The organism is Brevibacillus brevis, from assembly GCF_900637055.1.
Lineage (GTDB): Bacteria > Bacillota > Bacilli > Brevibacillales > Brevibacillaceae > Brevibacillus > Brevibacillus brevis.
Genome location: NZ_LR134338.1, coordinates 5,804,094 through 5,828,907 on the forward strand (window position 1 = coordinate 5,804,094; position 24,814 = coordinate 5,828,907).

Annotated in this window: 25 protein-coding genes; 10 read left to right on the forward strand and 15 right to left on the reverse strand. The window is 49.3% G+C overall.

Features of this window, described 5'->3' with window-relative positions; genetic code table 11:
* Positions 1-135 precede the first annotated feature (135 nt).
* Entirely contained in the window at positions 136-891 is a 756-nt protein-coding gene (locus tag EL268_RS28155; RefSeq protein ID WP_106652619.1) for an MBL fold metallo-hydrolase, read from the reverse strand.
* A gap of 118 nt (positions 892-1,009) precedes the next feature.
* Between EL268_RS28155 and EL268_RS28160 the strand changes: the two genes are divergently transcribed.
* The 3 genes from EL268_RS28160 (at position 1,010) to EL268_RS33775 (ending at position 1,973) form a co-directional block, all read left to right on the forward strand.
* Complete coding sequence (locus tag EL268_RS28160) at positions 1,010-1,423, forward strand: Lrp/AsnC family transcriptional regulator (RefSeq protein ID WP_106652618.1); 414 nt, start codon at positions 1,010-1,012, stop codon at positions 1,421-1,423.
* Between the two features lie 98 nt (positions 1,424-1,521).
* Complete coding sequence (locus tag EL268_RS28165) at positions 1,522-1,812, forward strand: hypothetical protein (RefSeq protein ID WP_106652617.1); 291 nt, start codon at positions 1,522-1,524, stop codon at positions 1,810-1,812.
* A gap of 26 nt (positions 1,813-1,838) precedes the next feature.
* Positions 1,839-1,973: a hypothetical protein gene (locus tag EL268_RS33775; RefSeq protein WP_255438700.1), complete on the forward strand. Its 135-nt coding sequence runs from the start codon at positions 1,839-1,841 to the stop codon at positions 1,971-1,973.
* A gap of 50 nt (positions 1,974-2,023) precedes the next feature.
* Here the strand turns inward: EL268_RS33775 and EL268_RS28170 are convergent, their stop codons facing one another.
* Complete coding sequence (locus tag EL268_RS28170; protein WP_106652714.1) at positions 2,024-2,368, reverse strand: cupin domain-containing protein; 345 nt, start codon at positions 2,366-2,368, stop codon at positions 2,024-2,026.
* 230 nt (positions 2,369-2,598) lie between these two features.
* Between EL268_RS28170 and EL268_RS28175 the strand changes: the two genes are divergently transcribed.
* Both EL268_RS28175 and EL268_RS28180 read left to right on the forward strand, forming a co-directional pair.
* A complete protein-coding gene (locus EL268_RS28175; protein ID WP_106652616.1) occupies positions 2,599-3,762 on the forward strand; it encodes a cation:proton antiporter in 1,164 nt (387 codons plus the stop codon).
* Between the two features lie 91 nt (positions 3,763-3,853).
* Positions 3,854-4,987 (forward strand): glycerate kinase, encoded by a 1,134-nt coding sequence (locus EL268_RS28180; RefSeq protein ID WP_106652615.1) that lies wholly within the window; start codon positions 3,854-3,856, stop codon positions 4,985-4,987.
* 23 nt (positions 4,988-5,010) lie between these two features.
* Here EL268_RS28180 and EL268_RS28185 read toward each other — a convergent pair whose 3' ends face one another.
* The 4 genes from EL268_RS28185 to EL268_RS28200 all read right to left on the reverse strand — a co-directional run bounded on the left by EL268_RS28185 (position 5,011) and on the right by EL268_RS28200 (position 9,335).
* Complete coding sequence (locus EL268_RS28185; protein ID WP_106652614.1) at positions 5,011-6,501, reverse strand: glycosyltransferase family 4 protein; 1,491 nt, start codon at positions 6,499-6,501, stop codon at positions 5,011-5,013.
* A gap of 232 nt (positions 6,502-6,733) precedes the next feature.
* A complete protein-coding gene (gene rpmG / locus EL268_RS28190) occupies positions 6,734-6,883 on the reverse strand; it encodes a 50S ribosomal protein L33 (RefSeq protein WP_049742370.1) in 150 nt (49 codons plus the stop codon).
* A gap of 24 nt (positions 6,884-6,907) precedes the next feature.
* On the reverse strand, positions 6,908-8,122 hold the full coding sequence (locus EL268_RS28195) for a GTP-binding protein (RefSeq protein WP_106652613.1): 1,215 nt from the start codon (positions 8,120-8,122) through the stop codon (positions 6,908-6,910).
* A 256-nt stretch (positions 8,123-8,378) separates the two neighbouring features.
* Positions 8,379-9,335 (reverse strand): hypothetical protein, encoded by a 957-nt coding sequence (locus EL268_RS28200; RefSeq protein ID WP_106652612.1) that lies wholly within the window; start codon positions 9,333-9,335, stop codon positions 8,379-8,381.
* A 254-nt stretch (positions 9,336-9,589) separates the two neighbouring features.
* Here EL268_RS28200 and EL268_RS28205 point away from each other — a divergent pair, with 254 nt between their 5' ends.
* The 3 genes from EL268_RS28205 to EL268_RS28215 are packed head-to-tail and all read left to right on the forward strand — an operon-like array spanning position 9,590 to position 13,080.
* On the forward strand, positions 9,590-10,954 hold the full coding sequence (locus tag EL268_RS28205) for a hypothetical protein (protein ID WP_106652713.1): 1,365 nt from the start codon (positions 9,590-9,592) through the stop codon (positions 10,952-10,954).
* 37 nt (positions 10,955-10,991) lie between these two features.
* Complete coding sequence (locus EL268_RS28210) at positions 10,992-11,699, forward strand: response regulator transcription factor (RefSeq protein WP_106652611.1); 708 nt, start codon at positions 10,992-10,994, stop codon at positions 11,697-11,699.
* A complete protein-coding gene (locus tag EL268_RS28215; RefSeq protein WP_164724535.1) occupies positions 11,686-13,080 on the forward strand; it encodes a sensor histidine kinase in 1,395 nt (464 codons plus the stop codon). Before EL268_RS28210 ends, EL268_RS28215 begins: the two co-directional genes overlap by 14 nt.
* Before the next feature lie 104 nt (positions 13,081-13,184).
* On the opposite strand, the gene EL268_RS28220 is transcribed toward EL268_RS28215, so the two are convergent.
* Positions 13,185-13,817: a nitroreductase family protein gene (locus tag EL268_RS28220; RefSeq protein ID WP_106652609.1), complete on the reverse strand. Its 633-nt coding sequence runs from the start codon at positions 13,815-13,817 to the stop codon at positions 13,185-13,187.
* A gap of 127 nt (positions 13,818-13,944) precedes the next feature.
* Here EL268_RS28220 and EL268_RS28225 point away from each other — a divergent pair, with 127 nt between their 5' ends.
* Positions 13,945-14,700 carry an SDR family NAD(P)-dependent oxidoreductase gene (locus tag EL268_RS28225; RefSeq protein ID WP_106652608.1) on the forward strand — a complete coding sequence of 252 codons (756 nt, stop codon included), beginning with the start codon at positions 13,945-13,947 and terminating at the stop codon, positions 14,698-14,700.
* A gap of 229 nt (positions 14,701-14,929) precedes the next feature.
* On the opposite strand, the gene EL268_RS28230 is transcribed toward EL268_RS28225, so the two are convergent.
* The 5 genes from EL268_RS28230 to EL268_RS28250 all read right to left on the reverse strand — a co-directional run bounded on the left by EL268_RS28230 (position 14,930) and on the right by EL268_RS28250 (position 19,349).
* The gene (locus EL268_RS28230; protein ID WP_106652607.1) at positions 14,930-16,603 is read right to left on the reverse strand and encodes a b(o/a)3-type cytochrome-c oxidase subunit 1; all 1,674 of its coding nucleotides are present in this window, start codon (positions 16,601-16,603) and stop codon (positions 14,930-14,932) included.
* 15 nt (positions 16,604-16,618) lie between these two features.
* Positions 16,619-17,086 (reverse strand): cytochrome c oxidase subunit II, encoded by a 468-nt coding sequence (locus EL268_RS28235; protein WP_007726119.1) that lies wholly within the window; start codon positions 17,084-17,086, stop codon positions 16,619-16,621.
* Between the two features lie 23 nt (positions 17,087-17,109).
* Positions 17,110-17,277, reverse strand: coding sequence for a cytochrome c oxidase subunit 2A (locus EL268_RS28240; protein ID WP_088910416.1), 168 nt, complete (start codon positions 17,275-17,277; stop codon positions 17,110-17,112).
* A gap of 370 nt (positions 17,278-17,647) precedes the next feature.
* Entirely contained in the window at positions 17,648-18,304 is a 657-nt protein-coding gene (locus EL268_RS28245) for a response regulator transcription factor (protein WP_106652606.1), read from the reverse strand.
* Positions 18,279-19,349: a PAS domain-containing sensor histidine kinase gene (locus EL268_RS28250; protein ID WP_106652605.1), complete on the reverse strand. Its 1,071-nt coding sequence runs from the start codon at positions 19,347-19,349 to the stop codon at positions 18,279-18,281. Before EL268_RS28250 ends, EL268_RS28245 begins: the two co-directional genes overlap by 26 nt.
* Positions 19,350-19,512: 163 nt before the next feature.
* Here EL268_RS28250 and EL268_RS28255 point away from each other — a divergent pair, with 163 nt between their 5' ends.
* Complete coding sequence (locus tag EL268_RS28255; protein WP_106652604.1) at positions 19,513-20,028, forward strand: GNAT family N-acetyltransferase; 516 nt, start codon at positions 19,513-19,515, stop codon at positions 20,026-20,028.
* A 48-nt stretch (positions 20,029-20,076) separates the two neighbouring features.
* Here the strand turns inward: EL268_RS28255 and EL268_RS28260 are convergent, their stop codons facing one another.
* The 3 genes from EL268_RS28260 to EL268_RS28270 all read right to left on the reverse strand — a co-directional run bounded on the left by EL268_RS28260 (position 20,077) and on the right by EL268_RS28270 (position 24,713).
* Positions 20,077-21,051 carry a copper amine oxidase N-terminal domain-containing protein gene (locus tag EL268_RS28260; RefSeq protein WP_106652603.1) on the reverse strand — a complete coding sequence of 325 codons (975 nt, stop codon included), beginning with the start codon at positions 21,049-21,051 and terminating at the stop codon, positions 20,077-20,079.
* Between the two features lie 125 nt (positions 21,052-21,176).
* Positions 21,177-21,878, reverse strand: coding sequence for a sporulation protein YunB (yunB, locus tag EL268_RS28265; protein ID WP_106652602.1), 702 nt, complete (start codon positions 21,876-21,878; stop codon positions 21,177-21,179).
* Between the two features lie 30 nt (positions 21,879-21,908).
* Positions 21,909-24,713: a calcium-translocating P-type ATPase, SERCA-type gene (locus EL268_RS28270; protein WP_106652601.1), complete on the reverse strand. Its 2,805-nt coding sequence runs from the start codon at positions 24,711-24,713 to the stop codon at positions 21,909-21,911.
* Positions 24,714-24,814 lie beyond the last annotated feature (101 nt).

A 24,814-nucleotide genomic window follows, 5' to 3' on the forward strand; every position in this document is an offset into this window, starting at 1 on the left:
AATCATTTACGTAAAAATAGTTTATTACGTTCGTTTTTGTTTGTCAAATGATGGATAAGCCTTTTTTTCGACAACGTCAAAAGCCCCGCTATGACCTGCGGAGCTTTTGTTTTTCATTACTATTCGGTTCACTCATTAAAAAGAGATGATTTCGCCATCCTGCGGAACATGTACGCGTCCGGACAGCTGTTTTTCCTGCAAACATTCATTCAATTCCCGGCGGCTGAGCAAGCAATGGTTCCATGTTTCCATATGGGCAACGAGGATACGGCTGTCGGGCGCGGCATTTGCGATATGGACGATATCCTCCTGCGTCATCGTGATCGGGTCTCCCGTCAAAAACTGGGCCGCACCTGCGAAAACGACGATCGCATCTGGACGATACGCTGTAACAGCTTGCTCCACTTCTTCACACCAAATCGTATCCCCCGCCACATACAGCGTCGGCTCACCAGCTCGCCCCAGAACGAAGCCAGATACTGGCCCCATCTGCTGTCCAATTTCTCCTGTTCCATGTTGACCACCTGTTCGATGTAGGTGAATCCCTTGCCATGTATACTCCTCTTCGATGGCAATGACTTGTTCGAAGCCATGCTGTACCAGCTTATCCAGATCCGGTGGCTGGCAAAAGACAGGCAAATGCTTCGGGAGAAGGCGTATGGCCGCTTCATCGAGATGATCGAAATGGGTATGCGTCACCAAGAGGGCGTCTACGCCAGCGAGTACCTCCTCCACGGAAATGGGCAATTCTACTCCTGGATTCGGACGCTGATTCGGCGTATTTGGTACTGCTGGCATTTCGCCCTTGGAGCTAAACATCGGATCGACCAAAAATGTCAGCCCTGCATATTCCACGCGCAAGGTAGCATGTCGTACAAGCTGAATCTGCATGTCATTTCTTCCTTTCCTCGTTATCGTTATAATGGATGTACGTTTATTTTATAAGGTTATGAACGGTTGCCGCGAAACGATTGCTGGCTACCGACTTTCGCCGTGAAAGGAGATACGCATGCTAGACCAAATCGATCTCTCCATCCTTGCCTTGCTACGCAAAAACAGCCGATTGCAGTGGAAGGACATCGGCGAACAGGTCCATCTAAGCGGTCAAGCCGTCGGCAACCGCATTAGACGAATGGAGGAGCAAGGCATTATTCAAGGCTACACAACGCTCATTGATGAGAGTAAAATCGCCCCATTCCTCACTGCTCTCGTCACCATGTTCATGACCACTACCGATCATTCTCTCTTCACTCGTTTTATCAAAAGTCGCAGCGAGATCGTCGAAGCCCACCGCATTAGCGGAGAAGGCTGCTACACCATGGTGGTACATGTTCCAGATCAAGAGGCCCTCAATCATTTTTTAGATGCCCTGCTTCCTTTTGGGAACTACCGAGTCAATCTATCGATTAGCAAATTGAAATAGTTGGCAGTTTGGCAATGTATCCGCTCTCATGATTTTTCGGGGTTGCTCGATATTGTGAACAAGAGTAGAATGATGAATACGAAAGGAGGAGAAACGCCATGGAAGATATGCTATTGCTGCTGTTTTCGCTGGAAGATTTCTTCGCCTTGGTCGCGCTTTTTGTAGGATGCTTCACTTCTGCTTTTTGTCTCAGACAGTGTTACCTGCAAAACCGGGCTCTACATCAGAACGTCACGGATACGTACCGACCTTCTATTAACACGTTGTTGGTTGAGACTTATCCAATGGCGGCAAGGCAACCGCAGCGCCTTCGCTTATTCAGGCGCATACAGCATACAGACGGCGAAATGGATACATATGGTTCCTTTGTTTTGGATCGCGTAGCGTAACGAACATCCAAAAGGAGGTTGATCATATGATCGCCAAATATATCGGAGAAGCTTTGTTGTTTGTTGTGGGTCTGCCTATTTTCGCTTATCAAACACTCGAAGGAATGCATGCATTGGCAGATATCTTCGCACAAATGTCCGATTTCACTAATTTCAAATAAGCTTGACGCATAGAAAAGTCTGGCCGCCTCTTATGACGGTCAGGCTTTCTTTAATCTGTCTGGATACGGTCTCCTCTTGTTGTCGGCTGCGAGATCACGAGAAATTCCACATCCTCTGCTCCCTCGTTTTTCATCTGGTGTTTGACTCCCGGAGGCACTTCTACCCCTTCCTGCCTGCCCAGCACATGTCGAACGCCATCCACTTCCAGCATAGCCTGTCCTGACAGCACGAAGAAAAACTGACGCGACCGCTCGTGATAATGGCGCACTTCTGCTGTATTTCCGGGCATCCGCTCATGAATGACGCTGAGCTCTTGGCCTTTGACCAGATGCCAGCCGTCGCATTGATCGCCCCAGATATAATGCTCTGCATTCTCTTTGCTAATTTTTTTCAAACCTGCTTCTCCTCCGGTTTTTTGCTCTATCTTCACACGCAGGAGAGCATTTGTCATCAAATGTTTACTTTTTCTGCCCAATATGCTAAAATGTTTGTAAATCGTAAGTGAATATTCAATTCGTTACTGGAGGAGCCTGTCATCATAGGGTTCTTTTTGTCTTTTTTTAGCCGACAAAAAGAAGTCTGTGATCACGGCTCTTTTTTATTTCGTAAAAAGGGGGAAACCACATGCTTATTTTTCAGCTGGCTGTCATTTTGATCGCTTCCAAAATCGCTGGTGATATCAGCGTACGATTGGGGCAGCCATCCGTTTTGGGGAAACTGCTCATCGGTATCGTTTTAGGCCCTACCGTTCTCGGGCTGGTCACAGACACAGAAATCCTCAAGGAAATTAGCCAAATCGGGGTTATCCTGCTCATGTTTATCGCGGGCTTAGAGACGGATATTGATGAGTTCAAACGCACCGCCAAGTCTTCAACCAGCGTAGGTGTTGCCGGGATTGTCATGCCACTCGCACTCGGTTATGGTGCCGGAATTGCGATTGGCCTCCCCAACATCGAAGCGATCTTCCTGGGCCTGTTGCTCTCTGCTACCAGTGTAAGTATTTCCGTACAAACATTGAAGGAATTGGGCAAGCTAAAATCAAGAGAAGGCGCAACAATCATGGGAGCCGCTGTTATTGATGACGTTTTGGTCATCTTGGCACTCGCTTTCTTGATGAGCTTTGCTGGCGGCGACGTGAATCTTGGCATGGTGGTTTTGAAAAAGGTCGCGTTTTTTGCCATCGTCATCGTTCTTTCCTGGAAGGTTGTCCCTTGGGTTTTGAAAAAATTCGCTCCGTTGCAGGTTACAGAATCGGTCATTTCCGCAGCGCTCATCATCTGTTTCCTGTTCGCTTACTTTGCTGAATATACAGGGGTTGCTGCTATCATCGGTTCTTACATCGCCGGTGTTGCCATCAGCTTGACCAATTACAAGCAAGAAGTAACCCACAAGGTCGAAACCATCAGCTACTCGGTTTTCGTACCAGTGTTTTTCACCTCGATCGGGGTAACGGCACAGTTCTCTGGCATCTTGGAAAACCTCGGACTGATTGTGCTCCTGAGCGTCATCGCGATTGTTTCCAAGCTCATCGGTGGTGCTTTTGGTGCAAAAATCACAGGCTTCCCGTGGAAAAACTCGATGGCCATTGGTGCTGCCATGGTATCTCGTGGGGAAGTCGCCCTTATTATCGCTGCCATTGGTCTGGAGAACAATTTGCTCACACAAGACATGTTTGCTGTCCTGATTGTCGTTGTACTCTTGACGACCATCGTCACTCCGCCAATGATGAAAATGTTCTTCTCGAAAACATCGCAGCCAGAAGAAATGGCTTTGAAAAAGAACGCCTGACACAACCAAGACTGTTTCTCGCCTAGACGCGGGGGACAGTCTTTTTTTATCATGGGGAAAATACCCTCTTTTTGATAGGAGGAACACCGTCATGAAAATTGTAATTGCTCCGGACTCCTTTAAGGGCAGCCTGACTGCCAAACAAGCGGGCGAAGCCATTCGCTCAGGGATTCGACGCGCACTCCCGCAAAGTGAACTCACCGTGAAACCGATGGCTGATGGCGGCGAAGGTACCATGCAATGCTTGGTCGATGCCACAGATGGAAGAATACTGACCGCCACCGTAAAAAACCCGCTCGGACAGGACATTGCTGCTGAATTTGGCATTTTGGGTGACGGTGTAACCTGTGTGATCGAAATGGCTGCTGCCTCTGGTCTTTACTTGATTTCTGCCGCAGATCGCAACCCGCTTGTCACGACGACCTATGGCTTTGGTCAGTTGATTACAGCCGGACTGGATCAGGGGTGCCGCAAGTTCATTCTGGGACTGGGTGGCAGCGCAACCAATGACGGAGGTGCTGGCATGCTCCAAGCTCTCGGATATGTGCTCCTCGACCAAGACGATCAGCCACTCTCTTTTGGAGGTGGTGAATTATCACGACTGAGCCGTATTGATACGAGCCAGGCTGATAAGCGGCTAGCTGACTGTCACTTCGTCATCGCGTGTGATGTCACCAATCCTTTTATTGGACCCAATGGCGCTTCTCACGTTTTTGGCCCGCAAAAGGGAGCCACACCGGAAATGGTGCTCCAATTGGATGATCATTTGCGCCATTTCGCTGACTTGATCGAAAAGACCCGCGGCATAGCCATTCACGATTTGCCTGGCACAGGTGCTGCGGGTGGTGTCGCTGGTGCCCTTCTCGCTTTTCTGAATGGTCAGCTGCGTTCCGGGATTGAGATTGTGATTGAGACGACCGGACTCGCAGAAGCCATGGACAAAGCCAATCTTGTTATCACTGGCGAAGGACAAGTCGATTTCCAGACGGCCCAAGGAAAGACGCCATGTGGAGTTGCCCAAGTCGCGCAACGATACGGCATTCCCGTCATCGTCCTCGCGGGTTCCATTGGAAATGGCATCGACACCCTTTATGAAAAAGGCGTTTCTGCCGTTGTCAGCATCACCAACAAACCGATGACGCTGGATCAATCCATGCACGAAGCGGCTTCACTTCTAGAGCAAACAGCCGAGCAGGTTATGCGGATTTATAGCCTGAAATCCTGATTGTCCACTTCAGCAGTATTGTGTTAACCGTATATGAGTGCATCGACAAGCCTTTGATAGCCGATAGCGGAAAAGAAATCGAAAGAGGCTTCCGTGGAATCATCACTCCCATCGGACTCGTCATTTTCGGTACACAGATCGGCAACATTTTGGAAAACTCGGGTGCTGGTAATGCTATGGGGGCAGTCATCAAAGCAGCTCCAATCGTGGACATGCCATTCGTGCAAATCTTGACATTCATGGCAATCGGCAGCGGTGCTATGATCGTCAGCCTTGTTAACGTCTTTTATTTCTGGATCGTGTCCCACTTCTCCAAATCGAGCTTTACCACCGCTTATCGTGCCGAGACATTGGCCATACTCGTGGACGGTATTGCGGGGATTGTTATGGTCTTCATTTTGGAGTTCATTCTTTTGTAAAGCTTTTTCAGACTCGTAAATTTGGTTGAGTCTATCGGCTGTTGCTCGCCAACTAAATTTCTCCAAGGCAATTTGACGAGCTTCTTGCTTCATTTTCAAATACAGAGGCCTATTCATGATCAGCGAACAGATCGCATCGGCGAAGGCTTGCGGATTTTTATATTGATTGATCAGCAATCCAGAACGGCCATGCTGAATCACTTCTTTTATGCCCCCGTTTTTCGAAGCAACGACTGGCAATCCGGAAGACATCGCTTCGACGTTAACAAGGCCGAACGATTCATGCTTCTGCGAAGGACAAATGAACAAATCGGCTTTTCTAAACACGCGGTGGATACGACAATGAGGGATCGTACCTAGAAATTCGGCATGTACGCCAAATTTACGCGAGAGCGCCTGCAATTGTCTTGCATATTTGCTTGTTGATGATCCTCCTGCAATCATTACTTTGACAGGTTGGGCTACCTGTTTATTCACGAGCTTAGCTGCTTGCAGCAATATGGGAACGCCTTTGCGTGGAATAAGCCTGCCTGCGAACAATAAGGTGAAGGCACGGGGATAAGAGGTTTTTTGAATAGGGGAAAAGCGAGATGTATCAACGCCAAGCCATGCAACCCGGATTTTTCTCGACATACTAGGAAAACGAGCAGAAAGCCGACTTTCAAGCGATGAACTGTTAGTGATAATCAAGTCTGCTTTTCGTAATCCGGCCAAAGTCTCTGCCCGGCTGGTATGGGGAAAGTTGACAAAAGTCAACGAGTGAAGATACAAGGACACAGTAGCTTTCGGAAACATCGATTTAATCGGCCTGACGAACTCCGGGCGGTTATCAATTTGCAAAACGTCAAATCGGCGTTTTTTCAAGATTTTTTTCACATGGGTCAAATATTTCGCAGGACTGCCGGTAGGAACCCGATAAATCTGCACCCCATCGATAACAGAATACTTCGGATAACGAGGATGCGCTCTGCTGATGATCGAGACCGAGTGCCACTTACTCAATTCTTTGGCGATCGCCAGAATCGTAATTTCGACGGACCCCCCAAGAATGGGGGGGACGGGAATTTGCTCGGGGGCGATGATCACGATTTTCATACCGAACCCTCTCCTGTTTAAGAGCTAGGACTTGCAGCACACTCATCAAGTTCCTGCAAAAAAGGACCGATTCTTCTCATTCAAGCGGTGCCCATCGTAACCGCTTCATGCTCTTTTATCGCATCGCGCATCCGGGAAGGTTTTTTCATTTGATAGACACAAGTACATTTTATGTTTTGGTGATAAGAAGGTGTTGGGCAGTGTGCCTATGGTCTTCAGACATTTTTCGGAATCACTTTGTTTCCCTATGAAGGGTATAGCGCTTTAGTCGCGGGGAGTATTTTTTCAGCTCCAATCGCTCGGGATGATTCCGCTTGTTTTTGGTTGTGATATAGTTGCGATCTCCGGTTTCCGTGCATTGCAGGGTAATGTTCACACGCATGGATGTCAGCCTCCTCTTTTTTGGTTACAATGTCGTCTCGATAACAGCATCTGCTGTTGGGAGTGGATCGGGCAGCTCACTCCAGTCCGCCTCGTATTCCTCATCGTTCAGGAGACATGCATCGAGATGCTTCACGATTAGCTCCTGGTTCAGATCGATCCCGATAAAGACGAGCTCTGTCGTTCGATCTCCATGAACGGGATGCCATGTTTGCTGCCAGTCCGGCTCCTCTGCCAGAATGGCTTGCTGCTCTTCTGCCGATAACGCTGCTGTCCAATAGCCTGCCGCTCCAATTTCGATGGATGGTCCCGCCTGACTAAGTGTCATCGCCACGTCATTTCGTGTCGCCAACCAGAAAAAGCCTTTGGCACGCACGACCTCCTCTGGCCAATCCTCCAACCACTTTTCAAAACGGGCTGGATGAAATGGCATGCGTCTGCGATAAACGAAGGAGGAAATTCCGTACTCGTCCGTCTCAGGTGTATGCTCTTCCTTTTGCAGCTCAGCAAGCCATCCCGCTGATTGACTGGCAGTCTCGAAGTCGAACAGGTTGGTATTCAAAATTTCTTGCGGGTCTACCTGCCCACGAACAGCGCGGATGAAGCGTGCATTTGGCTGCAGCTTGCGCAGAACGGCTTCCAGCTGTATCAAATCGTCTGGAGCGACACGATCACATTTGTTCAGAATCAACACATCACAGAATTCAATCTGGTCGATCAAAAGATCCGCGACCTCACGGGTATCTTCTTCGCCAACTGCCTGCCCTCTGTCCAAAAGGTTTTCGCCAGACGAAAAGTCATGCCAGAAGCGGTACGCATCCACTACGGTCACCATCGTGTCCAAGCGGCACAAGGACGATAAATTGATGCCATTTTCTTCGTCTACGTATGTGAAAGTCTGGGCGACAGGAACCGGCTCGCCTACTCCCGTCGATTCAATCAGTATGTAGTCATACCGTCCTTCCAAAGCCAGACGCTCTACCTCCGTCAGCAAATCCTCTCGCAAGGTGCAGCAAATGCAGCCATTCGACAGCTCCACGACCTTTTCGTCCACACGTGAAAGACCACTGCCCGAGAGAATAAGAGAGGCGTCTACGTTTACTTCGCTCAAGTCGTTCACGATCACGGCGACTCGTAGCCCATCCCGGTTGTTCAGGACATGGTTCAGCAGCGTCGTTTTGCCCGCTCCCAAGTACCCGCTTAGGACTGTGACGGGAATTTTATTTTCGATCATGTTCATGCTGGAATCTCCTTTTTGGTTTTATCAAAACGTAACAATTACGATTTAATCGTTATCATAGTGTATCGAAATATCCAAAGTCAATACAAAACGTAATTATTACGATTTAAAAAACCCAAAGAAAACCTTTTCTCTTTTCGGAATGACTTTTTCAAAATCCCCGCACATTTTCATTCAAGATGGCATAAAACCTACAAATTAGCATAAAAAAATCAGCCAGATTTCACTCTGACTGATTTCCTCCACGCCTACTCCACTATTGTTTTTTCGCCTTATTCATCCCAACCGCTTCGCCATAAACCCCTATGACTGGCTGGTACGCCTGACGATCATTTAATTTCCCCTGCTCGACGACTGGCTGCGGGCGATTTTCTTTCCACGTAAGCTGACTGTACACATGACCTGTCGCAGTCGGCATCGTGACGAGGATGTCTTTCACCTGATCGGCATTGCCATCCGTGATGGCGAGCTTCGGAAGAATACCGCTGTCGCGTTTTCCTACAGAGATAAACGTCTGCTGATTATCCTTTCCTTCGAGAACCACGACACGCAGGTTTTTGGCCGTCTGATTCATCGATACGCCCATCTTATCGCCTACAAGCAAAATGTGATCCTTGATGTCGTCTCCGGTCACGTCTGCATACTTCGTATCAAGGACAAAGGTACTATCGCTCCCCATACTAAAGCCGCTATTGATCGTCTCGTCTGGCGACGGCATATTGTCCCAGTCTGCTTTTTGAACCGTTACCTGTAAAAGCTGCGGCTGTTTGTCGACGATGTTCCACACACTGGTCGCCACTGCCAAGCGATCCTCCGTATTCAGCCCATGCAAGGTTTGCTTGCCCATGTAGCGCAGGTTGCCTTTCGCATCCAGGAATGGCACCAGCTCCACCAGCTTTTGCGTATAGCCATTGGTTGCCTTTTGCAGCTTTCCATTGGCATGATAAATTCCTTGCTTCACATACGTAGCCTTATTGTCCGATATATCTACTGTACTCGTCGCTTTTGTTTTTGTATTCGTTACTTTTGCCACAAATCCATCGACAAATTGGATCGTGAACGGGATATTTTGCTCTGGTTGCAATAAGACTACCGGCGCGTACGCTTGCGATTGGATGCCGCTCGCTTGAACCGGGTCAGCTCCAACGCCCGAAGCCATGAGAACTGCGCCGCTGCAAAGAACTGCCGCCATCGTTTTGTGCCATGCTTTCATCCTATTCTCCTCCTTCGTATAGATAACATCCAACTCCTATCCTACATTTTTAAACGAAATTGCTAGGTCAATTGTTGCTAGTAAAATGTTCCCTGTTCTCTCGCACTTTTTTCCTGTATAAGGAAGCTTAGAACATGTTCGCTCGTTCTTGGAAAGCTCGAAAACGGTTTTTTTTACCGTTTTGCAACAATTTTGCGGGATGGGCAAGCTACAATATAGTCAAATGGATGCAGCAACAGAAAGGAACATTTGAAATGAAAAAGGCTTGGCTCTTAACGACAGCACTCTGCGCCTCGCTTGTTAGCGGTTGCGGACTCACAGATACACCCAATGAATTGATGCGCGCCCCGTCAGCAGACGGCGATCAAAAATCGATCAATCAGGCCGTCATGCAATTTTTGCCGGCTGGGTCGCAATTATCTGTTCCTCTTCATCCCGCAGAAGCCAGTGCCGTCTCCCTACAGGATCTAAACGGGGATGGGGTTGCAGAGGTCGTCGCTTTTTACAAAACCGAAAAAACCGATTACGAAATCGGTGTGCTTGTGCTTACCCAAAAGCAAGGAAACTGGGAAAAGCTCTCCTCCTTTACTGGTGTCGGCAGCGAATTGGACTACGTCTCCTTTCAAGATCTCACAGGTGATAACATTCCAGAAATGCTGATTGGAATGGGGGGCGGCGAAGATTTGAACAAGGAGCTCTCCGTTTATTCGCTAGCGAATAATATGACCCAGGAATTGATGAAGCAGCCCTATACCATAATGGCAGTAGGCGATTTGACAGGAGATGATCACGCGGATCTCGCTCTCGTTGTTCTCGACAAAAATAACTTCACATCCAAAGCCGAGCTATATGGGGCGGCGAACGGCACAATCGCAAAAAAGACAGAGCTAGCCCTTGACGGATATGTGAATGGTTACTATCAGGCTATCATCGGTAAAGCATCGCCAACCCGAAACGGACTATTTATTGATGCTGGATTAGGTGCTCACTCTGCTTCCACTGAACTACTCCTCTGGGACAATGGACAACTGTCCAACCCTTTGGCAAAAATAGAAGGAGAGATGGACCTGACCTTCAAGCCATATTCTTTGGAAAGTGAAGATATCAACGGTGATGGCATCATCGAGATCGGCACGAAGATACAACCCGCAGGGACAGAGGATTTGGCCATGGCGGAAATCCCTTGGGTCTCCTCCTACTTCCAATGGGACGGGAAAACGGGTTTGAAACATATCGAAGATCACTATCAACATTACACACAAGGGTTTGACCTCAAGATTCCGGCAAAATGGGGCGAAAAATACACCATCTCCATCAACCATGATACGAATCCACTGCTCATTCGATTCCTTTATTACGGAGCGAATGGCAAAAATAAGGCTGAATTACTAACGCTCCAAAGCATCCCTCAAAACGAATGGACCAAATTTGAAAGCGGATTGAAGCAAAAGCAAGTGCCCTACATTTTGCTGAAGGAAGAGGGAAAACAAGTCTTGATCGCCATTTTACCGCAAACGACACCTACCCTTGGAAAGGCTGCTCTCGCGGAATATCGTTCCATGCAGCTTACCGCAGAGGAAGTTCGTCAGCTCTACAAGCCGATGACGAACCGGGAATAAAGTGAAATAGTAAATCCTTATCAAGGAGATTTGCCCTATGAAGGTTCTATTACTGGAAGACGAGAAATCCATCCGGGATTTTGTGCGCATCAATCTCAAGCGCGAGGGCTATGAGGTGATCGAGGCTGGCACCGGAGAAGAGGCACTTGATCTCGCAGATCAACAATCGGACATCGTCATTGCGATTCTCGACGTCATGCTCCCCGGCATCGATGGCTTCGAAGTATGCGGGCAGCTGCGAAAAAAATATCCGCGCCTCGGAATCATTATGTTGACGGCCAAAAGCCAGGAGCTAGACAAAGTCATGGGTCTCGAATTCGGGGCGGACGATTACGTCTCCAAGCCGTTTAGCCCAGCGGAACTGCTGGCCCGTGTCAAAGCGTTGCACCGCAGATTGACACCCATCCCTGAGGCCGAGGACAAAAATGAAATTAACATTGCCCCCTTCACGCTGCTGCTCGATGAACGCAAGCTGATTCGGGCGGATCAAGAAATTGACCTCACGCCAAAAGAATTTGCCATCATCAAATTACTCGCAGAAAACGCGAACAAAGCTATCAGTCGGGACGAGATTTTGACAGCAGTTTGGGGTCAATTTTTCGTCGGGGACTTAAAAATCGTTGATGTGAATATCCGCCGAATAAGGCAAAAAATCGAGGACGATCCGGCTCATCCAGCTTTCCTGGAGACCGTCTGGGGGTATGGCTACCTGTGGCGAAAGGACGTCCCAGATGAAAGGCATTAAGAGTAGGCTGGTTCTTCATTTTGGCCTAATCCTCCTTCTGATCGTACTGCTCTTGGAAGGACTGTTTTACTGGGCCGTTCATACGTATTACATCGGGACTGCGACCGAAGCATTAGTAACCCGCAGCACGACCTTCACCAATTTTATTAACAAGTACGCCACTGGCTATCGGTTAAAAGACAAAGCACGCTACATTTTGGAGAATGTTTCGAATCAGGAATACGCCAAAATTGAGGTTTTGGACCCAGGAGGAAAAGTCATTCTCAACTCCTACGGCTTTCAGACCAGTGAGATCATCAATACCCCTGACGTCATGGATGCCATCAAAGGACAAAGTGGTCTCTACATCGGGAACAGTCCACAGTCGCGGGAGCGTGTCATCGCGGTGTCCAATCCGCTTACGTACAGCGGAGAATTTGTAGGTGTTCTGCGGTACACGATCTCCGCTGAACCGCTTTATCAAGCTGTAAATCGCATTGCCTTGTACGGTGCTGGCGTTGGGACAGGCGTAGTCGTCCTCGCTTTTGCGCTCAGCCTGCTCATGGCAAAACGAATCGTCGACCCTATCGAAGATTTAACGAGTGCGGCGAAACAAATGGCGGAAGGAAATTTCGCTGTCCGGGCGCCAAAACGATTCGATGATGAGGTAGGAACCCTCGCAGATACATTCAATTACATGGCAGCGGAGATCGGGAAAAACGAAAAGCTGAAAAATGACTTCATCTCCTCTGTCTCTCATGAGCTGCGTACCCCACTTACGTCGATTAAAGGATGGGGCGAAACACTCATTTCCGGCGGTCTGGAAGAGCCTGAAGAGACGATGCTCGGTCTGGAAGTCATCTCCAAGGAGACAGATCGTTTGATCGGGCTCGTCGAGGAATTGCTGGATTTCTCGAAGTTTCAATCCGGTGAGATGAAATTGTCTCGCGAACGCATGGATGTCCGGGAGCTTCTCCATGATTTGCATCTTCAATTTTCAGTACGTGCCAATGCGAAACAAATCGAGTTGAAGCTGGAGACTCCCCCTACTCCACTAATGGTTATGGGAGACGCGAATAGACTCAAGCAAGTATTTGTGAATCTATTGGACAATGCGCTGAAATTCACACCACAAAACGGCTCGATTGTCATCGCAGCTTCCTTGTCAGGCGATCGGCTCCTTGTCACCGTCACGGATACTGGTGAAGGCATTAACCCGGAAGACCTGCCGCATGTCACAGAAAAGTTTTTCAAGGGACGTTCCAAGCTCTCCGGCAGTGGTCTGGGATTGGCGATCTGCAAAGAAATCATTCAACTCCATGCCGGGCGGTTTTCCGTCAGCAGCGCCCTTGGTCAAGGAACATCGATTATGGTGGATTTACCGTTGTTGGCGAATCAATAAGGCAGGAAGAGCGAATAGCTCCCTGGGAAAGATCTTACAAAAAAACTCACCCTTGCCGCATTTGTATGAGGCGTGGATGAGTTTTTTTCTGTTGGAACACGATATTAGAAGCTGTTTTGAATGACCAATTCTTCGAGGCCAAAACGGGAAGTCGAATAAGCTTGCACGCTTGCTTTCCCCAAAGTCAGCATGAGTGTTGGCAAATAGCGGGATGGGATGTTCAGCTCTTTAATGAGCGCATCACGGTTGTATCCACCCATTGGGCATGTGTCGTATCCTTTTGCTTTTGCCGCCAGCATGAGCTGCATCGCTGCATAGGACGAATTGCGGATTGCTTCATCACGAGCGATTTCCGGGTTGTTATTGTAAGCCCCTTCGATTTGCGCGATCATGGTCTCACGCACTTGTTCTGTAACGTATCCTTTTGCCAATGCTTCATCATAAACAGGGCGAGCAGACTTGTAAGCCTCCAGATCGCCGAGAATGATGATGGTAGCGTAAGCATCCACTACCTGCTGCTGATTGTATGCGATTGGGAGCAGTTTTTCTTTGATAGCAGGATCGGTCACGACGAGAAAACGCCAATGCTGCAAATTCCAGGACGATGGTGCGCTTGCTGCAAGACGCAGGATTTCGTTCAGCTCGCCTTGTGGAATTTTTTCATTTGGATCGTATTTACGCACGCTGTGACGGGCTTCCATTACCTGTTCAGCGGAAATTTTCACTTCTGTACTCATGGTTGAATCTCCTCCATACTGTATAGTACGTTGTTCAAAAGATACTACTTACTTTATTATCGTTACGAACATTTTGCAATTACTTTTTACAGTTCGCTTCATACCCTATTGTTTGGAGGCGCTCTCGATGAAATACACGGATAACATTGTCATCGTCACTGGCGGTGGCCAAGGCATTGGACGGGCTATTGCTACTATGTATGCTGCCGAAGGAGCACATGTCGTCATCGCCGAATACAATCGCGCTGCGGGAGAAGAAACTACCTCGCTAATCAACACGACAGAAGCAGTGAAAGGCACGGCACACTTTGAGCACATGGACGTCAGCGTTCCAGCGCAGATCGAACATTTAATGAGAACCGTCGATGAACGCTGGGGGCGGCTCGATGTTTTGATCAACAACGCGGGCTTGTCCGTTTGGGAATCTCCCTATGAACTGACCGTCGAAGCGTGGGACCATATCTTGAATACAAATTTGCGCAGTGTCTTTCTCGCATCGAGAGAAGCAGCCAAAATCATGCGTCGCCATGGCGGAGGCGCAATCCTTAATCTTTGTTCGACGCGGGCGCACATGTCCGAGCCACACTCAGAGGCATACGCGGCTTCCAAAGGAGGCATTTTATCATTAACACATGCGCTTGGTGTCTCACTCGGTCCCGATGGAATTCGTGTCAACGCGATCTCTCCCGGCTGGATTGAACACCGCGATTATGCCGCTCTTCGCCCCGGGGATCATGCCCAGCATCCGGCAGGTCGCGTAGGTACACCCGATGATATTGCCCGTGCGTGCCTATTTTTGACGCAAAAAGACAACGATTTCATTACGGGTACTGAACTGATTGTAGATGGCGGAATGACCCGCAAGATGATATACCAGCCATAAGCTAAACCATTGCCCTCCCTCTTGAATATGTTGTGCTAACAAGAGAAAAAGGAGGAGTTTGTATGCCATTTGAAGAGGAAGACCTCAGAATTCTCGCCCTATGGCTTTTGGCAATCGGGTATCTGATTCTTGCCTTTACCGAACTGGCAGCGCTAGAGTTTTTTTAAAAAGAATGAGCCGCTCGCTTCCCAACGGAATGAGCGGCTTTTTTCGTACGTATTGTATTGTCCTACCAAGTCACAAAAGGCGGCGAGCCTGGTGCTTGGTGCTGAATTTGTTCCATGATCGGATAACCGTAAGCGAGAATAATCAGGAAGGCCACAAGTCCAACCCATACAGGCCAACGCTCCAAAATTTTTGGAACCTCTTGCGTTGTCTCTGTCTCGGCAATCGGATATTCCGTATTTCCCTTTGGTGCGTAGAAAGTCAGATAAAGCAAGATCGCAATCAAGAGAATCGCGGATACGAACAGCAGTCCGCCACCAAACGCCATTACACGTTGATAATCCATCCAGCCCAAAGCTAATGGGTGGTCCATATACGTCGTGTAATCTGTGCGGCGTGGAGCCCCTTGCAAGCCCATTGTGTGCATGGCGAGCGACATCAAGAACATGCCTACTGCCCAAAATACCGTTTGCACCATTCCCATCCGATTCGCAGTCTTGGTCAACTGCCGTCCGGTCAATGCTGGAATCAGCCAAAAACTGACACCGAAGAAGGTGAGCGCAACAGCTGCTCCTACAGTGATGTGGAAGTGACCAGTAACCCAAATCGTATTGTGCACGACCGCGTTAATTTGGTTACTTGCGTTAATAATTCCCCCAGCTCCGCCAGGAATGAAGAACAGCATCCCTACAAATGGAGCAAAGAAACGTACATCTGTCCAAGGCAGTTTTTTGAACCAACCGAAAAGTCCAACTCCGCCTTTTTTGCGTCCAGTCGTTTCAAAGATGGCAAACATCGAAAATGCTGTCATCAAGGATGGGATTACAACAATCAGCGTCAGTGTAACGTGGATCATTTTCCATGCTGGTGAGATTCCCGGCTCCATCAATTGGTGGTGGAACCCGACAGGAATCGAGAACAACAGCAGGCAGATAAAAGCGAGTCGACTAAGCGAATCACTGAAGACGTGACCGCCGATGATTCTTGGCAAACATACATACCACGCCATATAAGCAGGCAATAGCCAGAAATAAACGAGCGGATGACCGAAAAACCAGAACAGCGTACGGCTAAGCATGACATTAATCGTTGGAACCAGCCCGAGTGACCACGGGATGAGTTGGAACAGAACCTCCACCGCTACAGGAATCGTCGCAGTAATCCACAGGATGTAAGTAGTGACGCCCATATAGAGGAAAAGCGGAGACGTTTTTCCTTTATTTTCGCGTTTCCATTTGCGATAGCTGGCAAAAACCCCGAATCCCGCCAGCCAGCTGCCAACTACAAGCAAGGCAGAACCAATGTAAAAGTACGGAGATGCTTTCAGTGGTGCGTAGAATGTATAAAGGACAGAGGCTTCATTCATCAGAATGGTGACAACAGCCATCAACGTCCCAAGCGTCATGAGAATCCAGCCGGCCCATCCAAATTTCAGAGCGGCTCCGTGCAAGGAACCACCTGTTGTGCGGGCGACTCCTGAGAAAATAAATCCAACGATGAAGTACGTGGTAAAAATAAGTGCCATCAACACGCCATGAGCGGTCAAAATTTGATAGTAATTTGTCCAGCTCGGCAGTTCCATGATTCCACCGCGAACCATGCCCTGTACCATCCCTGCCACAGCTGCCAAACCAAATGCAATATAAGCTACCCACACATAGGCCAAACTAAGACTTGCCGCAGAACGCTGAACCGGAACATGGGGGAGTGTATCGTCGATCTTCCGTGCGATTACCATAGGATTCACCTACCTTTATTTCACAATAATCGTGGTCGCCATTACCTGATGACCTGCGCCACAGTATTCGTTACAAAGGATCAAATACTCGCCTGGCTCGTCAAATGTGTGTGTTGCCGAGCTGATGTGTCCAGGCAGAACCATGAAGTTGATGTTGGTCTCTGGAATCTGGAATCCGTGAATAACGTCTGGACTCGTGACGTGGAAATTCACCGTTGCGCCGACTGGTATTTCCATCTTGGTCGGAGCGAAGCCGAACGCAAATGCTGTCATGTAAGCGTCGTATTCGTTGTCTCCTACCTGTTTCAAGCCTGGTTTATCAAAAGGAGGCGTCTCGGTAACCTTCTCCGGATCAATCATTTCCATATTACTTGGCGGAGCCATCCCCATGGCAAACGCATTGACGCACAACAATACAATAAATAAGGCCAAACCGCCTGCGCCGAGCATCAACCAGATTTTTTCATATCGATGCAAATGCATAAGTACCCTCCTTTACTTCCTTATTACGCCCTATCCAGGAAAAGCCCGAATACACCCAACCAACCGACTAGAATAATACCTCCGACGATCAGAACCGCGACAAACGTTCCCTTCAAGTCTTCCTGGTCCGTTTGCAGCTTGCTGGATTTTGATTTTTTGCCTTTCGCCGCTTTGTCTACTTGCGTCTCCATCGCGCTCTTCTCCTTTCCTACGTGCCTCATGGGCGCGGTGTAGTTTTCACGCCTTCATTCTACCGCTGGAACCCCTTGGAAGTAATTCGGGGAAATCCCCTAAAATGTTCCGGGAAACCCCTGATTTCGACCGTTTTATGACCGTTTTCGGTCACAGGTTCGACACAAAAAAAGACGATCCCGTATTGGGATCGTCCTTGGACCTTATTGTAATGTTGTAGACCCTGACTAAAAAGAATGACCGCTCTTGAGCTAGCAGGCACCTGAGCGGTCATAATCCGCTTTAAATTCTGCTGAGCCGATCCCCTTAAAGGGTACCGTCTACCATACGTTAGATCAGAGTGCTGGACTATAGAGAACAGATCAAGTCCTACTCAAAATCCAGCCAGCCCTTCTTAATCGCATACCGCACCAAATCAGGCCGCGTACGCAGGTGGAGCTTTTCCATAATGTGCGCTTTATGAGATTCTACCGTCTTGACGGAAACAGTGAGCTGCTCGGCAATTTCCTTGTTACTAAAGCCCTTTGCAATCAAGACTAGCACTTCTTTTTCCCGATCAGTCAGGATGTCGTACTTGGCCTGCTCCTCACCGTTCTTGACCATTTGCAAAAATTCCTCGATCAGAGATTTCGTCGCAGATGGATACAAATACGCCATGCCTTGATTGACCGAACGGATCGCCGTGATCAAATCGAGGTCGGGGGCGCTTTTTAAAATATAGCCGGCAGCACCGGCTTGCAGTACCCGAAACAAGTATTCCTCGTCATCATGCATCGTAAGCACGAGCACCTGAATGTCTGGTGCCGTTTCCTTCAATCGTGCGGTTGCTGTCAAGCCGTTTTCCCCAGGCGGCATGCTCAAATCCATCAAGACGACATCGGGTCGGATTTCCCATGCTTTTTCACATGCCTCTTTTCCGTCAGCTGCATAACCGACGACTTCCATGTCCTCTTGGGCGTTGATCAGCATCCCCAGCCCAGAGCGTACAATCGCATGATCATCAGCGATCAAGACGCGAATGGTCATCCTCTACCCCCTCCTTCGGCACCGGAATTCGGACGATTACCGTCGTACCTTCCTCGGGTGCGGAGCGAATATCAACGGTACCACCAAGCAGCTGGGCACGCTCCTTCATGCCAAACACACCGAGACCTTTGCCGATTTTCAATGTTTTCTCTACTTCAAACCCTACTCCGTCATCCACAATCGTGACGACAATTTCCTTCTCCCTATTCTCGAACATGATTCCCAGATGGCTCGCCTTTGCGTATTTTGCCGTATTGGTCATGGCTTCCTGTACAATCCGGTACAACGCGGTTTCCATCGCAGCGGAGTATCTGCGTTTCTCCCCCTGAACATGCAGCTCCACCTGGATATGAAAAGTCTTTTCCACCCGTTTCATCAACGAACGTAATGCAGGCAGTAAACCGAGATCATCCAGTGCAGACGGACGCAGCTCCAGCGCCATCCGCTTCACTTCCTCCATCGCCTTGGAAGTCATATTCACCAATTCCGTGACATGCTGCATAATCGGTTCGTTCAATTCTCGTTGTCTGACTACGTTCAGTCCCACTAAAATACTATAAAGCGCCTGCCCTACGCCATCATGCAGCTCCCGGGCGATGCGCTTTCGTTCTTCTTCTTGTGCTTGGATCGCAAAATTCGTCAGCTTGTACTGGTAGCGCTCTTTTTCCACTCGCTGTTGCGCAGACATATCACGCAAAATCATGACCAGCTTCCCCTGCATTTCATCCTCTAGTCTCGCAGAGCTGGCAGCGACAGGGTAATCCACACCTGATTTCGTTCGGAGCCTCATCTCGAATGAAGGCATTTGCACGCGCTTAAAAAAGCAATCTGTGCAGCTCGTTTCTTCCATACACGTTGCCATTCCGAGACACAGCTCGCAAATATGTTTATCTCGAATCAGCTCTTCTTCTGTCCAGCCCGTCATCTGCTCCAACGCAGCATTAGCCTTTACGATTCGTCCCTCATGATCAATCACCAGGATCGCATCACTGACGTTGGCAAAGATCGACTGCATCAGGGAAAGCACTTCACTCGACGTACTCATGCGCTCCTCCTTTTGAGACAATCATTCTAACGTTTATTGTAAAGTTTCCATAAAAGAAAGTGTATCAGGGAATTCCCTTATCATCATTCGAATTGACATTTTATAAAATTAGAATATCATCTAATTAGATAAGTGATAAATTTCTTTGAAAGGAGCTTTTGACATGCCAAGCACTACTCCCTTCCCAGCCCGTAGCGCTCGATTGGTTTTTCAGCCCGTCACGGAACACGATTTCCCCGAGCTGCTAACGGTGTACAATTCAAACCCCGATTATATGGATTTTGCCTTTGGACAACGGATCGTCACTATACAGACAGTAGCAGATGACCATCAAGATAATCTGGCGTTTGCGGACTCCTATAGCTTTTCGATAAGAGAAGTACACGGTACCGAGATCATTGGGATCGCCCAGTTCATTTTAAACAATCCCCGCGATAATAACCCTTGGCTCGGCCTTATCATGCTGCACAGCGCCTACCAGCGTCACGGTTACGCTAGAGAATTTCTGGATACGTTAATTGCCTGGTACCGGGAAAACGGCTACACCTCTCTGCATTTGGCCGTTTTGGAGAAGAATAGCCGGGTCGTGCCTTTTTACGAGAGATATGGCTTTGTTATCTACGAGGAAAGAGAGACGGAAAAGCTCGGTCGCGTCATCTGTATGCAATACACGATCTAGTCATGAACACAAAAAACGGGACAGCAAATGCCATCCCGTTCTTTTTCCTTACTCTACTACGATTTTCTCAGCAGTGCCGATAGGCGGCAGGCTCTTCGTCATCATTGGGCCGTAGAAGGCAACTACTTGCATATCCTCTTTCAGCTCAGCTGGCGAGAGTACTTTATTGTCTCGCGCATTGATAATCACCGTTTTCTCGGTAATGTTCAGGTTGATTTTTTCTTGGGAGGTTTTGGTAATACCGCGACCCTCTACGAGCATTTTGTAGTTGCCATCTTTGTCAGCAGAGATGCTCGCTACTTTTCCCGCTGTTCCCAGGACGTCCTGAGTCTCCAGACCGCCTTTTACCGTGATGCTGAGCGCACTCGTTTGTGGCGGCAAGCTCATTGCCATGAATTTTTCGGTTGTAGCATCTACTGCCATACCCAGCTTCAAGTCTTCTGGCTTCAGCACTTTACCAGCTTCATCCGTAATTTTGGTGTCTTCCGTCAGGTGCAGGATGATGCCAGATTCATAGATGTTCAGTGTAACCGAGTAGCCTTTATCGGATTTGTTGATGTTCGTAATGGTACCTGTGCGCATAGGAGCGATTTCGTCCTCAACTACAGTCACGGCATCATCGGTTACATTCACTTCTGCTTGCAGGATTTCGTCCACGAATTTAACTGGCACATAGGTACTGCCATTCAGTACACGCGGCTCTGCTCCCAGCGTTTTGTACATTTTTGCGAAAGGATAGCGATCCTCTCCTTCTTTTGCGTAGCTGGTGATCGCGCCTCTTTGCACTTCTGCTGCTTTTTCCTTGTCGTTCCAGCTTACTTTGAAGCCGAGAGCTTCAGCAACAGGACGAAGTGGAACCAGTACGGTTTGCTGACCTTTATCGAAGATCGCATCTTGTGCGATTGCTTGACCGTTAATGTTAACGGAAAGTTCTTTTACTGGTTCGGAGGTTGCAGATACCACGCTAGTTCCCAAAACGGCCAGTGCCGCGATTGTCATCATTCCTGTACGGATTGTTTTCATGTTGTTACGCCTCCAATGTTCTTGCTTGTTTTTGTGTGTCTCTATTCATTGGACGGCACCATTTCTGAAACGTTTCAAAAAAATTTTCATAGCTGTGTAAATCGTTCGCGTATAAGCGAAAAACGTCACGGCTGGGTTGGGATTTCGTTGTTTCGTGGCATCGGCACATCGGGCTTGCCTGACGGGTTGTCGTACAAATAAGTCGGTACTTTGCCGACGATCAGGGCTTCGGAGACTGGGATTTGTGTGGTGACCGTCTGTTGCTTGGTCGCAAACGGGATAATGACCCGCAAATCGACTTCGACGTGAATGTAGACAGTCACCAGCACCATATTGATTCCGGCTTGCTTCAGGCCTGTTTCCAGCTTCGTTTTGACGGCTCCAATCGGAACGAACGACACCGGAATATCAGGCCCAAAGTGCTCCAGAAAGACGTTTTTGGTAGCCAAGCCTAGTGGTATGGTTGTCTGGACGTGCTCTTGCTCGAATTCCTTCAAGCGATTTTGAATACGGGCTGTCGTTTCCCCCACAATCCGGGAATACTCTTTGAAGTTGAAATTCACCGCTTTGATGCTGCCATTCTTGTCTTTCTCCATGATGACGACTTCGTTGACATCGAGACCCTGCTGGGACATGCGTTTGGTGACTGCATCGGTAATGGCTAGCTTGGCGACCTGCTCTGCCTTGGCCTGGGCAATCAACATCAACGTCGGCTCTACCCTGCGTTCCACAACGATAAACAAAACGATCAATACAACAATAATCAGCAGGAGCCCAGCGAAAATTCTCCTTCTACGTCTTTTCCATCCTCCCCTTCTCAAGCGCACGATGGCTCCCTCTCCCCTTTGGCGGCCCGGTTAGTCAGGACGAACCGTACGCATAGCTGGTCGTTTCTCTTTGCCTGCGCGCTGTCTGCCGCTGGTAAGCACCCCACCGATTCCCGCGACAAACGTAGGAACGCCCGCCGCGACCAAAATTAATGCCCAATCGCGCAGATTCAAATCCGTTGTTTTGAAGATCGGCTGGAGTGCCTCCATGTATACGACACCGATCACGAGCACGATCGACGAAAGCACGGCCCAGACGAGGTATTTGTTTTCAAATACATTGCGGTGAAAAACGCTGTATTGACTCCGGCAATCGAAAACGTGAATCAGCTGCGCCATAACCAACGTGACGAAAGCAACAGTCTGCGCATGCACCAAGTCATTCGGATTCTCTTTGAGAGTCAGCCAGAACGCGAGCAGTGTCATGGTCCCGATGAGGAACCCACGGCTAATGATTTTCCAGCCCAACCCTCGACTGAATATGTTCTCCGCCTTGTTGCGCGGTTGCTGATACATCGTATCTTTCTCCGCCTGATCGACGCCCAGCGCCATAGCCGGCAAACCATCTGTCACGAGATTGACCCACAAGATCTGGATCGGCACCAATGGCAAAGGAAGCCCGAGGAGCATTGCAAAAAACATGACGAGAATCTCGCCTACATTGGACGCCAGCAAATAACGGATGAATTTTCGAATGTTGTCATAGATGTTGCGCCCTTCCTCGACGGCGGCGACAATCGTGGCGAAGTTATCGTCGCGCAGCACGAGATCGGCCGCTTCCTTCGTCACATCTGTACCGGTAATCCCCATCGCGATCCCAATGTCTGAGGTCTTGATTGCAGGGGCATCATTGACACCGTCTCCGGTCATGGCGACAACATGTCCTTGGCTTTGCAGGGCACGGACGATCCGCAGCTTATGCTCAGGAGACACACGGGCATAGACAGTGACGCGCTCTGCATACTCTGCGAGCTGCTCATCTGACATGTTGTCCAGCTCACGGCCCTCCAGCACCTCTCCGTAGCCACGCATCAAGCCAATTTGCCGGGCGATTGCTTCTGCCGTCACCTTGTGGTCGCCTGTAATCATGACCGTCTTGATTCCTGCTTGATGGCACAGATTGATCGCTGGACGCACTTCTTCACGCGGTGGGTCGATCATCCCGGCCAATCCGACAAAGACGAGATTGTTTTCCAGGGAGCCGATCGGCTGTCCCGGGCGATAGCCTTGCAGCGTCTTATACGCGAAGCCCAGTACGCGCAGCGCTTTGCCTGCCATCCGTTCCGTTTGCTCCAGTACTTGGTAACGGAGCGTCGCGGAGAGTGGAATGAGCTCTCCCTTCCACAAGATGTGCGTCGATCTCGCCAGCAATGCCTCCGCCGCGCCTTTCGTCAGCAAGGAATACACGCCGTCGGTCCCCTTTTCGACGACCGACATCATTTTGCGGTCAGAATCAAAAGGGAGCTCCTCCACACGCTGTCCCTGATTTTTCTGGTTGCTGCGCTCTGTATTGCCGCCCAATGCCTTCGCGGCAAGCACCTTGAGGGCACCTTCTGTCGGGTCGCCTACGACTTGCCAAAAGCGTGACGTCTTGCCCATCCCAAGCAGATTTCGCGTGCTTTGTTCCTCGCATGTCAACCTTGCATTGTTGCATCGGTCTGCGATTCGGATGATTTGCGTGAGCGCTCCGTCACGGGCGGGAGATACCATTTTTCCTAGATAGTGAAAGGCTCCCTCTGGTGCGTAGCCGCTGCCGCTCACCTCATACGTGGAATCACTGTGCCACACTTGGGTAACGGTCATTTTATTTTGAGTCAGGGTCCCTGTTTTATCAGAGCAAATGACAGAGGCGCAGCCTAATGTCTCGACTGATGGGAGTTTGCGTACGATCGCATTGCGCCGGATCATCCGCTGGACGCCAAGCGCTAGCGCGACAGTTACAATCGCCGGCAAGCCTTCTGGAATTGCCGCCACTGCAAGACTCACCCCTGCGAGGAACATCGTAAACAGCTCATGACCATGCCAGACACCAGCAGCAATGACCACAATCGTCAACAGCAGTGCAACGACCACGAGAATTTTGCCCATTTGCTCCAATCGCAGCTGCAAAGGAGTTTCTGCTTCTTCCGCTGTATTCATCAAATGTGCGATTTTCCCGATTTCCGTGCTCATCCCTGTCGCTACGACGATGCCGCTCCCTGTTCCTCCGGTCACCATCGTGCCCATGAACGCGAGATTTTTTTGGTCGCCAAGCGGTACAGTGGATGCTTGCGCTGTTTCGAGCTTTTTCACGTTTTTCCCGACAGGGACAGACTCCCCTGTCAACGCAGACTCCTCAACCTCCAACCGATTGGCAGAAAGCAAACGCAAATCTGCGGGAACACGGTCCCCGGCCTCCAATTGCACCAGATCACCAGGTACCAGCCGCGAAGCCGGTATCATGGAAATGTGCCCTCCCCGGATGACGCGCGCCATCGGGGATGCCAGCTCCTTTAGCGCTTGCAAGGATCGCTCAGCCTTGGCCTCCTGAATAAAACCAAGGATGCCGTTAATGAGGATGATCGCGATAATCGCAATCGCATCCAAGTACTCTCCGAGGAAGTACGAGATCAGTGTTGCAATGAACAGGATGAGTACCATAAAATCCTTGAACTGATCAACAAAGACCGAGTAGAGAGGCTTTCGCTTCTGTTCAGCCAACTGGTTGGCACCTTGTTTAGCCAGTCGCCGCTCCGCCTCCTGCTGAGTCAACCCTTGCGCAGCATCACTATGAAGGGCTTCGGTCACGTCGGCCGCCGCCAGCGTGTACCATTTTCGAATTGGCTGTGTATCCACCTACATCTCCTCCATCCACTTCTCACTCATTTTCATGTGTATGCAGACGAGCTAGAAAATAAAACAACCCGTCCATTTATCAGGACGGGTCTGTAGTTCGT

What these genes read in the sequence shown, in the direction of transcription:
- EL268_RS28240 (WP_088910416.1), bottom strand. Translation starts at nt 17,277, where the DNA reads ATGGAGACGCAAGTAGACAAAGCGGCGAAAGGCAAAAAATCAAAATCC.
- EL268_RS28175 (WP_106652616.1), top strand. Translation starts at nt 2,599, where the DNA reads ATGCTTATTTTTCAGCTGGCTGTCATTTTGATCGCTTCCAAAATCGCT.
- EL268_RS28210 (WP_106652611.1), top strand. Translation starts at nt 10,992, where the DNA reads ATGAAGGTTCTATTACTGGAAGACGAGAAATCCATCCGGGATTTTGTG.
- EL268_RS28235 (WP_007726119.1), bottom strand. Translation starts at nt 17,086, where the DNA reads ATGCATTTGCATCGATATGAAAAAATCTGGTTGATGCTCGGCGCAGGC.
- EL268_RS28250 (WP_106652605.1), bottom strand. Translation starts at nt 19,349, where the DNA reads ATGAGTACGTCGAGTGAAGTGCTTTCCCTGATGCAGTCGATCTTTGCC.
- EL268_RS28195 (WP_106652613.1), bottom strand. Translation starts at nt 8,122, where the DNA reads ATGAACATGATCGAAAATAAAATTCCCGTCACAGTCCTAAGCGGGTAC.
- EL268_RS28205 (WP_106652713.1), top strand. Translation starts at nt 9,590, where the DNA reads ATGAAAAAGGCTTGGCTCTTAACGACAGCACTCTGCGCCTCGCTTGTT.
- EL268_RS28155 (WP_106652619.1), bottom strand. Translation starts at nt 891, where the DNA reads ATGCAGATTCAGCTTGTACGACATGCTACCTTGCGCGTGGAATATGCA.
- EL268_RS28200 (WP_106652612.1), bottom strand. Translation starts at nt 9,335, where the DNA reads ATGAAAGCATGGCACAAAACGATGGCGGCAGTTCTTTGCAGCGGCGCA.
- EL268_RS28245 (WP_106652606.1), bottom strand. Translation starts at nt 18,304, where the DNA reads ATGACCATTCGCGTCTTGATCGCTGATGATCATGCGATTGTACGCTCT.
- EL268_RS28180 (WP_106652615.1), top strand. Translation starts at nt 3,854, where the DNA reads ATGAAAATTGTAATTGCTCCGGACTCCTTTAAGGGCAGCCTGACTGCC.
- EL268_RS28185 (WP_106652614.1), bottom strand. Translation starts at nt 6,501, where the DNA reads ATGAAAATCGTGATCATCGCCCCCGAGCAAATTCCCGTCCCCCCCATT.
- rpmG (WP_049742370.1), bottom strand. Translation starts at nt 6,883, where the DNA reads ATGCGTGTGAACATTACCCTGCAATGCACGGAAACCGGAGATCGCAAC.
- EL268_RS28230 (WP_106652607.1), bottom strand. Translation starts at nt 16,603, where the DNA reads ATGGTAATCGCACGGAAGATCGACGATACACTCCCCCATGTTCCGGTT.
- EL268_RS28220 (WP_106652609.1), bottom strand. Translation starts at nt 13,817, where the DNA reads ATGAGTACAGAAGTGAAAATTTCCGCTGAACAGGTAATGGAAGCCCGT.
- EL268_RS28260 (WP_106652603.1), bottom strand. Translation starts at nt 21,051, where the DNA reads ATGAAAACAATCCGTACAGGAATGATGACAATCGCGGCACTGGCCGTT.
- EL268_RS28215 (WP_164724535.1), top strand. Translation starts at nt 11,686, where the DNA reads ATGAAAGGCATTAAGAGTAGGCTGGTTCTTCATTTTGGCCTAATCCTC.
- EL268_RS28255 (WP_106652604.1), top strand. Translation starts at nt 19,513, where the DNA reads ATGCCAAGCACTACTCCCTTCCCAGCCCGTAGCGCTCGATTGGTTTTT.
- EL268_RS28160 (WP_106652618.1), top strand. Translation starts at nt 1,010, where the DNA reads ATGCTAGACCAAATCGATCTCTCCATCCTTGCCTTGCTACGCAAAAAC.
- EL268_RS28165 (WP_106652617.1), top strand. Translation starts at nt 1,522, where the DNA reads ATGGAAGATATGCTATTGCTGCTGTTTTCGCTGGAAGATTTCTTCGCC.
- EL268_RS28225 (WP_106652608.1), top strand. Translation starts at nt 13,945, where the DNA reads ATGAAATACACGGATAACATTGTCATCGTCACTGGCGGTGGCCAAGGC.
- EL268_RS33775 (WP_255438700.1), top strand. Translation starts at nt 1,839, where the DNA reads ATGATCGCCAAATATATCGGAGAAGCTTTGTTGTTTGTTGTGGGTCTG.